General features: G+C 68.1%; 8 protein-coding genes and 2 pseudogenes. 6 read left to right on the top strand and 4 right to left on the bottom strand.

The window, feature by feature from the left end:
• The coding region (locus tag E1294_RS48875) for a PfkB family carbohydrate kinase (RefSeq protein ID WP_246083825.1) at positions 1–1,174 on the top strand (1,174 nt) is incomplete at its 5' end.
• Positions 1,175–1,305: 131 nt separating this feature from the next.
• On the opposite strand, the gene E1294_RS48870 is transcribed toward E1294_RS48875, so the two are convergent.
• Together E1294_RS48870 and E1294_RS48865 are read right to left on the bottom strand one after the other, a co-directional pair.
• Positions 1,306–2,130: a PIG-L family deacetylase gene (locus tag E1294_RS48870; protein WP_132519177.1), complete on the bottom strand. Its 825-nt coding sequence runs from the start codon at positions 2,128–2,130 to the stop codon at positions 1,306–1,308.
• 196 nt (positions 2,131–2,326) lie between these two features.
• A complete protein-coding gene (locus tag E1294_RS48865) occupies positions 2,327–3,727 on the bottom strand; it encodes a tetratricopeptide repeat protein (RefSeq protein ID WP_132519174.1) in 1,401 nt (466 codons plus the stop codon).
• Between the two features lie 150 nt (positions 3,728–3,877).
• Between E1294_RS48865 and E1294_RS48860 the strand changes: the two are divergent.
• The 3 genes and pseudogenes from E1294_RS48860 to E1294_RS56860 all read left to right on the top strand — a co-directional run.
• Positions 3,878–4,183, top strand: a pseudogene (locus E1294_RS48860) (SAM-dependent methyltransferase); the annotation flags it as partial.
• Positions 4,184–4,190: 7 nt separating this feature from the next.
• Positions 4,191–4,436: pseudogene (locus tag E1294_RS58665) on the top strand (hypothetical protein); the annotation flags it as partial.
• A gap of 86 nt (positions 4,437–4,522) precedes the next feature.
• Complete coding sequence (locus tag E1294_RS56860) at positions 4,523–4,690, top strand: hypothetical protein (protein ID WP_246083824.1); 168 nt, start codon at positions 4,523–4,525, stop codon at positions 4,688–4,690.
• A gap of 806 nt (positions 4,691–5,496) precedes the next feature.
• On the opposite strand, the gene E1294_RS48850 is transcribed toward E1294_RS56860, so the two are convergent.
• Together E1294_RS48850 and gdhA are read right to left on the bottom strand one after the other, a co-directional pair.
• Positions 5,497–6,318, bottom strand: a complete 822-nt coding sequence (locus E1294_RS48850; protein WP_132519171.1) for a helix-turn-helix domain-containing protein — start codon at positions 6,316–6,318, stop codon at positions 5,497–5,499.
• Positions 6,319–7,655: 1,337 nt separating this feature from the next.
• A complete protein-coding gene (gene gdhA / locus E1294_RS48845) occupies positions 7,656–8,999 on the bottom strand; it encodes an NADP-specific glutamate dehydrogenase (RefSeq protein ID WP_132519168.1) in 1,344 nt (447 codons plus the stop codon).
• Positions 9,000–9,193: 194 nt separating this feature from the next.
• Between gdhA and E1294_RS48840 the strand changes: the two genes are divergently transcribed.
• Positions 9,194–9,721 carry a cupin domain-containing protein gene (locus E1294_RS48840; RefSeq protein WP_246083822.1) on the top strand — a complete coding sequence of 176 codons (528 nt, stop codon included), beginning with the start codon at positions 9,194–9,196 and terminating at the stop codon, positions 9,719–9,721.
• Between the two features lie 106 nt (positions 9,722–9,827).
• A complete protein-coding gene (locus E1294_RS48835; protein WP_132519165.1) occupies positions 9,828–9,986 on the top strand; it encodes a sigma factor in 159 nt (52 codons plus the stop codon).
• Positions 9,987–10,127: the final 141 nt, after the last annotated feature.

The following is a 10,127-nucleotide window of genomic DNA, read 5'->3' as shown; positions in this document are numbered from 1 at the left end:
CGCCGCCCCTTCACCGCCCGCCGGAGGCCAGCCCACGCCGATCGGCGCCGCATCGCGGGTCGGCGGCGGGCCGCCGAGCGAGGCCGGTCGGCCGGTCGGTGGTGAGCTGCCGGGTGAGCGGAGCTCGCCGGTCGGTGGTGAGGCGCCGGGCGAGGGGGAGTCGCGGGCCGGTGGTGAGGTGCCGGGCGGCAAGACATCACGCGACGGCGGCGAGTCCGCGCTGGCGGGCGGGGCGAGCGTCTCGCCGGGCGGACCGGACCTGGAGGGTGACGGGACGTTGTGGCTGGGAGGCGGGACGGCGGGGCTGGTGTTGCGCGCGCTGCCGGGAGGCGGACCGGCGAACACGGCGGTGGCGCTGGCCCGGCTCGGCACCCCGGCACGCTTCCTCGGCCGCCTGTCAAAGGACGTCTTCGGCGAGTTGCTTCGCGACCACCTCGCCGGCTCGGGCGTGGACCTGTCGGCCTCCATCGAGGCGGAGGAACCGAGCACACTCTCCGTCGCCGCCCTCGACCCCCAGGGCCGGGCCACCTACACCTTCTACGCCGACGGCACGGCCGACTGGCAGTGGAAACCGTACGAGCTGGACCTGCGGCGCCTGGGCCCGGTGAGCTGCCTGCACACCGGCTCGATCGCCCTGGTCAAGAAGCCGGGGCGGGAGGCGGTGGAGGAGTTCGCGCGGTCCGCCGCCGAGCACGTCACCATCTCGATCGACCCGAACGTCCGCCCCAGCCTCGCCTCCCGGGAGGACTATCCGATCACCCGCTGGTGCGAGTGGACCGACATCCTCAAGCTCAGCGACGACGACCTGGACTTCCTGCTGCCCGGCACGTCGACGGAACGTGCCTGCGACACCTGGCACGCCGCCGGCGCCCGGCTGGTCGTCATCACGAGAGGCGCGGCGGGCGCCCTGGTGTCCGTGGACGGCGAGCGGGCCACCGTGGCGGCGCCCCGGGTGAACGTCGTGGACACGGTCGGCGCGGGTGACGCGTTCACCGCCGGGCTGCTGCACTCCCTCGACACGAACGGCCTCCTCGGTGGCCGTCTCGACGGGCTCGACCTGCGGGTGGCGGCGGACGCGGCGGAGTTCGCGGCCCGGGTCGCGGCGCTGACGTGCTCCGTCGCCGGCGCCAACCCTCCCTGGGCGAACCGAACTCCCCAGCGCCCGGCCATGTGACGGCCCGCAACCACTGCCTCGGGCACCCGGCGACTCTGAGAGGCGGTCCTGAGAGGCGGCCCAGAACAACGGGCCTGAGGGGCGGCCCCGAGGGGCGGCTCAGAGCGGCGGTCCTGGGAGGTGGCGGGACGCTAGGCGTCGCGCAGGCCCGCGAACAGATCCTCCTCGTGGTGAGGGGTGCTGACCGTGCTCAGCTTCCGCTCGAACGCCTCGTGCGAGAACGCCTGGTGCTGCACCTCCTCGGGCATGCGCAGCAGGAAGATGTTCTCCCCTTGACTTTCGTGGGCTTTGAGCGCCTTGAGCTTGCGCTCGGTGTAGTCGGCGACGCCGATGATCGTGGTGACCCGCTCGTCGGGGGTGCCGAAGTCGTCGGAGGGTTCGAAGCCGAGGTCGATCCCGTTGGCGCGCATGGCTTCGAACATCCGCTTGATCGAGGACCTGGGCATCGCCGTGTAATAGAGCTTGTCGGGGATGCCGGTCGCCTCGGTGGCGGCGACCGTGACGCGGTGGGTCTGGACGTGATCGGGATGGCCGTAACCGCCGCCGCCCGTCTCGTCATAGGTCACCACGACCTGCGGCCGGTAGCGCTCCATGAGCGCGCCGAGCTTGGCGGAGGCCACGTCGACCGGCACGTTGGCGAACGCGTCGGGGTGGCCGTTGGTCTCCCACCCGTCCATGCCGGAGTCGCGGTAGCCGAGCAGCTCCACATGGTCGACGCCCAGGTGGTAGACGGACTCGCGCAGCTCGGCCAGCCGCCGCCCGGCCACCCGCGCGGCATCGTGGCCAGGCTCGCCCGGCTTGACGCCGCCCTGGTCGTCGCCCTGCTCGCCGTTGGTGCACGTGACCAGGACCGTGCGGACACCCTCATCGGAGTAGCGGGCGAGGATGCCGCCGGTGCTCAGGCACTCGTCGTCGGGGTGGGCGTGCACGACCATCAAGGTGAGTTGCCGATCCATGACGGGAACCCTATCGGCCACCTCCGACAGATCCCGTCCCACCCAACGGTCCTCATCGGCCTGCCCCTCCGGCCTGCCCCTCCCGCCCGTCGGGCCTGCCGCCCGTCGGGCCTGCCGCCCGTCGGGCCTGCCCGGCCCGCCGGGTCGTCGGGTCGGGTCGTTCACGGTATGTACGTCCGCCGGTGCCGGCGGGCGGTCATGCGCGGCCGCCGGTCCTGGCGAGGTCGTCGGCGCGGAGCCGGGCGGCCGTGGCGGCGGCGCGATCGCCGAGGTGGTCGGCGAGCGCCGCCTGCTTGAGCCAGTTGTACGGGCTGCACGGCCGCACGTTGATCCGCTCGCTCACCAGCACCCGCGCGACGTCACGACGCCCCGCCCGCAGGGTCGCCTCCAGCAGCGTCTTCTGTACGGCGTCCCGCTGCGCGTGGCTGCCCCCGAACTCGTTGACCCGATGCCTGATGGGATACAGCAGCTCCACCACCGAGGCGTGGTCGCCCCTCCCGAACGCCACGATGGCCCGGCACACCGGCAACCCGACCTGCAGCGTCATGTCGTGGTTGGTGACACCGGGACGCGGCTCCAGCACGTACGCCTCCCGCCCCGCGATCAGCTGCTCGGCGTCGCCGATGCGGCCGGCGCCCACGTACGCCATGACCGCGTGCATGTCGTTGAACGCGTAGAACGGCTCCGCCACCCGCGGTGGCCAGGCGTCGGCCAGCGCGCGCCAGCGTTCGTGCTGCTCCGAGCCCTCCAGGTGGAGGCGCCAGAGCAGGGCGGCGGCGTCGAGCAGCTCCATGCACGACTGCCCGTCCGCCAGCACCGCGTCGTAGATCGCCAGCGCCCGCGCCACGTCGCCGGACTCCAGCGCGTACAGGCAGTAGTGCCACCAGGTGTGGACGTTGAAGAACGTGCCGGTGGACCAGTCAGGCAGCCGCGCGTCGAGGTAGCGGAGGCCGTGGCCGAAGCGGCCCTGCATCTCGTACGTGTGCGCCACCGCGTGGATGCCCCACACATCGCGCGGGTTGAGCTCGACCGCGCGCAATCCCACCTCCTCCGACCGGTCGTAGTGGCCCGCCTCTTCGAGGCCGAAGGCGTACATGCCCAGGACGTGCCCGAAATGCCGGTCGTCGGGGTGCCAGGCGTTCAACGCGCCGCCGATGCGGTCGCGCAGCGAGCGAGCGTCGCCGGTGAAGAAGTCGATCTGGTGGCCTGCGATCAGTGCCAGGGCGTCGCGCGGGTGCTCCACGGTGATCCAGGCCAGCAGCGAGCCGCACCGCAGGAAGTCGCCGTCGAGCAGCGCCTGCACGGCGGCCACGTGCGCGCGCTCGCGGGGGAGCAGCGACGCGTCGTCGACCGCACGGCGGAACGCCCCGAACCGCGCCCGGGCCTTGCGCGCGTCGTCGGCCTCGGTGGTGAGCAGCCCGAGGTACGCCGACAGGACGTTGCCCATCGGGAAGCCGGGGGAGTCGGACAGCGCCGCCTTCGTCTCTGCGGCGACCTCCACCCGCAAGTGCAGCAGCTCGTCGATGGCCCGGTCGTAGTGCCGCGCCGCGGCGGTGCTCGCCCCGCTCATCGCCAGGCCGTGCTGGTCGTGGCTCACCGGCCCAATGTAACGGGGAGACGGGGCGGGCTCGGTTCGCCGTCTGCTCCCCGGGCCGCGGGCGGAGGTGGTGTAGCGTCCGAACCGTCCACGAACATCCGGACAGGAGCGCCATGACGGACAACGACGCCGCCACGCCGGGCTGGGCCCGTGTCGACACCACCGTCTCGCACTCCGCGCGGGTGGTGGAACTTCCTGCTGGGCGGAAAGGACCATTTCCCCGTCGACCGGGAGGCGGGGGAGACGCTGCTGCGGTTGTTCCCCGACTTCGCCATGGTCGCCAGGCTGCAGCGCGCGTTCCTCGCCCGAGCGGTGCGCCACCTCGCGGGCGAGGCCGGGATCCGGCAGTTCCTGGACATCGGCCCCGGGCTGCCCACCGCCGGCAACACCCACGAGATCGCGCAGGACGTCGCGCCGGAGTCCCGGGTGGTGTACGTGGACCACGACCGTAGATTGTCGGGTAGTGTGCACGGTGTCGGGTCAGCACGGCGGTTGCTGGCAAGCATCCCCGAAGGGATGCGGAACCGTGAGCCTAGGCGCAGCGTTCGTGAGGGTCAGCACGGGCAGCCAGGACGAGACGAGTCAGATCAAGATCACCGAAGCCCACGCGCAAGATCGCGGGGTCACGATCGTCAAGTGGTTCAAGCTCCACGGTTACAGCGCCAGTCATGGCACGCAAGAGCCCGCGCTACGTGAGGTCATCGCCGAGAGTGAGCGTGGCGACTACGCGACTCTTATGGTCACCGAGTCGAGTCGGCTTGATCGGCGGGAAGACTTGGACGCAAGGCTGAGATTTTGCTGGCGATCCGTTCCGCTGGTGGAGACATCATTTCGATCAGCGAGCCTCAGTTCGGGCGTACCGACTTTGCCGGACGCATCGTGACGCTCGTGGTGCAGCACGCGAACGCCGAGAAATCCAAAGCAAACTACTTTCCGTGGAATCTCTATGATCATCGCGAATAACGCGCATCACGGCCCACTACCGGTATTCTGGGCAGCGAAGGGTGAACGCCGCGCGAAGCAGGCGCACTGCACGAACCCGGAAGCCGTCAAGAACAGTTTCGAGCGCGTCGCAACGGTGAATCTCTGTCGTCCATCGGTCGCAGCTACGATCTATATCCGGCATCGATAAAGAATTTTATCCGGGCTGCGCTGTGGCGGGAGCGCAAAGCAGCGCCTCTCCTGCGGGCGCTTCAAGGGCTGCGCAGCACAGCCCGTCATCGACCTGATTACGGGCATGGTCGCGAGCGACACGACGGACATTCTCGCGTTTCAGCGGGTATCGGGGAACGCTCACGAACTGGATGCGCTGAACGCTGAACTCCGTAGGATACAGGGCCGTCTTTCCGCGACCGAAGATGATGACTAACTAGACGCGATGGTCGCCCAGCGCAAGGCGATTAAGGCGCGGATGGAGGATACGTTATCGTGCCTGACACGTCCGATTACGCGCCCACGGGCCAGACAGTAGCCGAGATGTGGAAAGACGGGGATGACACCGTCAAACGCGGAATGGTCCGCGCAGCTAACAAGACCTTGGGAATCCTCCTCTCAAATCACCAGGGTCAGTGGATCATCGACCTCGGAATATCGAACTTAAAAGGCGCTGGGGACGCGGAACGAGATCGTGGACCTCGGCAATGGCTTGTGCTTCCGGCGCCAGGCCGCTGCTCGTCAGTGATACAGTCCTGGTGTCCTCAAAGGGACGCTGGCGTCGCGCAGTAGAATGGCACTGATGGTAGGCAGCATGTATGGGGTGAGCCGCCCAATCACCAACCATGGCCTTTCCTCAGCGCAGTGGCCAGCGTAGAACCGGGTCCCCAGGTGTAGGTAATGAGCAACTGATCGGGTTCCTCGGGCACCCGTAGGGCCCGGTAAGCGAGAGTAAACAGACCCAGGCGGTCATGTGAAAAGCGATAGGAGCCGTGGCTCTTGTCCATGAGGTGGTGCGCCTCCCATATCCGGCGGAAGTCGCTACTCGCGGCCGACAGTTCGTCGACGAGGCTAAGCAATTCTTCATCATCGGGGCACCGGCCGAATCCTAGGCGCAAGCGCGCGGTGACATCCCGGGCCTTCATGTCCCAGTCCCTGAACAAGCTACGCGCTCCGGGATTCAAGAAGACTTGGCGGGCCATGTAACGCCGCTGCGGCGTCAGGGCCAGAACATCTCCGAAGATGAGACGCGCTGGGTCGTTCCAGGCCAGTACCTCCGTTCTGCGCCCCACCACGTAGGCCGGGACAGCGGGCATGGCGTCTAACAACCGTTGCAATCCAGGGGCAGCCTGCGCGGAGCAGGCGCGCATGGGCCGTCGCACGGGCCGGGCGAGCCGGTGTAGGTGAAGGCGTTCCACGGAAGTCAACCGTAGGGCGCGTGCCACCGCATCGAGCGCTTCGGCAGAGATTTTTTCGTTGCGTCCTTGTTCTAGCCGCACGTAGTAGTCCACTCCAAGCCCGGCCAGCCGGGCCAGTTCCTCGCGCCGCAGGCCCGGAACTCTGCGTCGCTCCCCGTAGGTGGGCACACCGAGTTCCGCTGGGTTCAGCCGTGCACGACGCGAACGAAGGAATGCCCTGAGTTCCGAAGATCGATTCATGACCTGCGCTATCGGACAGTCCCGATACGGGACGTGGGGGATCGCCCCGACCGGTCAGCGGGTGATTCGTACGCCAGCTCCGAGGCTCGCAATCCCCGGCGTCTGTGATCAATGGCGTTTGCACAACGCGGTCGTGAGCGATTCTTCACCGATGAGGCTACCCGCAGGATCGGGGTCGAAGGGAGCGTCTTGCGGCCCCTTAGCAGAAGAACTGCGCCATGACAAGAAGCCCAATGGTGCCCTCCCACCCGGCAGAGCCACTGAACATCATGGCCAGGCGGGCCGCGATACCACTCGTCTCGGCAAGCCGGCGTTCCCGGCTAAGCCGAAACCCAAGAAGGGGAAGGGCAATCCATGAAAATGCGCCACCTACGGGTCGCTGTCGTCCTTGCCGGCGCTAGCATCATATCGGTTCCAGCTCTTGTCGCCGTTACCACCACTACAGCGAATGCTGCTTCATGTTCGGCCTACCGGGTAGACAGCGGCAATCGAGATGGCGCGAGGTCGAGTTGTCCCGCTGGGACATATCAGGTAGAGCATCGCGCCTACATTTCGTGTAAGAACGTCGTGGGCGGTCCCGATTACACCATCCATGGCCCCTGGGCGGGGGCCGCGTCCACCTCCACCGCCTGGTGCTACTCGGGGGACACGCGCACTACCTATGGCGTGAATCAGCGATCTCAGAACCGATGAAGCGCTAATTCGGAGGAACAAACGTCATCGATGGCCCTGCCCGTGAAGGCAGGGCCCGGGGGCAGCCACCCTACCCACTGCCCGAACCCCGGCACCTCCACCGTGGACATCAACGATACGACGTATACGGGGCGCACTGAAGGTCAGGAGTACCTCCTTCCCTACTACATCTACTGCACCTCCTGGGCTCCTGGGGTGAGGAAAGGGAATCCGGTCGGCGGAAGCTCATCAAATGGAGTGGGTGCGCGGAACGGTAAAGGCTCGCCCGGGTGAGATGCCGGTCGAGCCTCTTTTTGTGGTTAGGCGGGTGGCTGGGATTGTTTTGCAGGAATGACGCGCACAATCCTTCCGGCTTCGATGTGCCTGAGTACTTCAGGGAGTGTTAAGTCCTGGGCCAGGATATCGCCTGGTCGAACTACGACCTGAGGTGTACGGCGGCTGGCAATCCGAACAACTCACCAGCGCCCTCAAGCCCCTCGATGTCAAGGTCCGTGACATCAGCCGCCGCCGTGACGGCAAACAACGCGTCCGGCGCGGTATCCGCCTCGCCAATCTCACGCGGGCATCGTGCCCGCCTCGGTACGCGCCATGATCGCCCTGTCTATGACCTGCTTGGCCTGGTCGGCGTGAAGGCCGGTGCCCGCTCAGATCAGGCCGAGCGCCAGCATCGCGTCGGCGACCCGCCGGAACCCGTCGATGTTGGCGCCGGCCACGTAGTCGCCCGGCATGCCGTACTCGTCGGCGGTCTGCAGGCAGCGGTCGTGGATGTCGCGCATGATCTCCTCAAGCCGGTGCTCGGAGAACTCGAACGTCCACGAGTCGCGGCTGGCGTTCTGCTGCATCTCCAGCGCGCTGGTCGCCACGCCGCCCGCGTTGGCCGCCTTGCCGGGCCCGAACGCCACGCCCGCTTCCAGGAACACCTTGATGCCCTCCGGCGTGGTGGGCATGTTCGCGCCCTCGCCGACCGCGATGCAGCCGTTGCCAACCATGACGGCGGCGTCGCGGCCGGTGATCTCGTTCTGCGTGGCGGACGGCATCGCCACCTCGCACGGCACCTCCCACACGCTGCTCCCCGCCACGAAGGTGGCGTTGTGGCCGCGGCGCTCGGCGTACACGTTCAGCCTGTCGCGCTCGACCTGCTTGATCTGCTTGAGCAGGTCCAGGTCGATGCCCTTCTCGTCGAGGACGTAGCCGGAGGAGTCGGAGCACGCGACGACCCTGCCGCCGAGTTGCTCGATCTTCTCGATGGTGTAGACCGCCACGTTGCCGGAGCCGGACACCGCGACCCGCCTGCCGTCGAACGACGTGCCGCGCGCCTTCAGCATCTCGTCCACGAAGAACGCGCACCCGTAGCCGGTGGCCTCCGTGCGGACCTGCGCGCCGCCGTACGCCAGGCCCTTGCCGGTGATGACGCCCGACTCGTAGCGGTTGGTGATGCGCTTGTACTGGCCGAACAGGTAGCCGATCTCCCGCCCGCCGACGCCGATGTCACCGGCGGGCACGTCGGTGTACTCGCCGATGTGCCGGTAGAGCTCCGTCATGAAGCTCTGGCAGAAGCGCATGACCTCGCGGTCGGAACGGCCCTTCGGATCGAAGTCGGAGCCGCCCTTGCCGCCGCCGATCGGCAGGCCCGTCAGGCTGTTCTTGAAGATCTGCTCGAACCCCAGGAACTTGACGATCCCGAGGTAGACCGACGGGTGGAAACGCAGCCCGCCCTTGTACGGCCCCAGAGCGCCGTTGAACTCCACCCTGAAGCCACGGTTGATCTGCACCTCGCCACGGTCGTCGGCCCACGGCACCCGGAAGATGATCTGCCGCTCGGGCTCGCAGATCCGCTCGATGATCTTCGACTCGGCGTATTCGGGGTGCTTCCCGAGAACCGGGCCGATGCTTTCGAGCACCTCGCGCACAGCCTGGTGGAACTCCGTCTCACCGGGGTTGCGGCGAAGGACGTTGTCGTAGATCGACGACAGCTTCTCGTGCAACACGTACTCCTCAGCTCACTGCATGCGTTCCTCACTGTAAGGGGAGGCTTGATGTGAACTGCACCCGTATGCCCCCCTTTATCGGGGAGCTTGTGGCGCCTGTATGCGCCTGGGGCGGCACCGGTCAGCGGAACGCAAAATCTTCGCGCGGGCGTCACAGGCGGGCGCGCCGCCCTGTCTTAGCTCGCGATCGGGGCGTGCGGTGCTCCCGGCGGACGGGAAGGGCATGTCACGAGGACACGATCCGCGGCAAGACCACCTACAACGACGGGCTCGGCGAGCAGCCCGCCCATCTCATCAAGGAGGCACCCACCATGCGGGAACACCGATCGAACGCCTGGCAGACGGCGCTCACCATCGTGCAGGAGGCGGAACCGCCGTTCATCCCCAGGGACGCACACGAGACGACCGTGGTCATCGAATATCCGCCCGGAGACCCCGGCACGCCGCCGCACCGCCACCCCGGACCCGCCTTCGGCTACGTGCTGGAAGGCGAGATGCTGCTGGAGCTCGAAGGCGAGCCCGAGCGGGTCGTACGCGCCGGCGAGGCGTTCTGGGAGCCTGGCGGGGACGTCATCCACTACCAGGACGGCAACAACCGCGACGACATCCCGCTCCGGTTCCTCGTGACGATGTTGTGCGAACCCGGCAAGCCGATGCTCACCCTGGTGGACGACGACGAGCTCGCCCAGCGAGCCGACCGGCGCGCCGCCCGCCCCGCCTGACCACCCGCGAGAGCCGCGGCAAGCGCCCGCCCGCCTGGCGGCGCGGTCCGCCGGCGGGCCCGCGCAGGCGATGCGGCCACGTTCGATCAGAGGCAGGCACAGCGTCATGACACATCCAGAGACCCTGGAAGAGGCGCGCGCACTCGAACAGGCGGTCTCCGTTTTCACCGAGTTGCGCCCGCGCCTTTTCGGCATCGCCTACCGGATGCTCGGCAGCGTGTCGGAGGCCGAGGACGTCCTGCGGGAGGCCGCCGGCCGGGATTGACGGTCGCGGCCGGGGCCCGACGACCCTGCCCCGGCGCCGGGCGACGCCCATTCCGGTGCCGGGCCGATGGACCCGGGGCCGGACCGGGGGAGGCGATCAAGCTGATCCTGGTGAGCCGCGCGTCAGGGGCGGGGGAGGAGG

Source organism: Nonomuraea diastatica, from assembly GCF_004349015.1.
Taxonomy (GTDB): domain Bacteria; phylum Actinomycetota; class Actinomycetes; order Streptosporangiales; family Streptosporangiaceae; genus Nonomuraea; species Nonomuraea diastatica.
The sequence above is the reverse complement of the archived record's forward strand: the minus strand, read 5'-3'. Positions and strand labels throughout refer to the sequence as shown.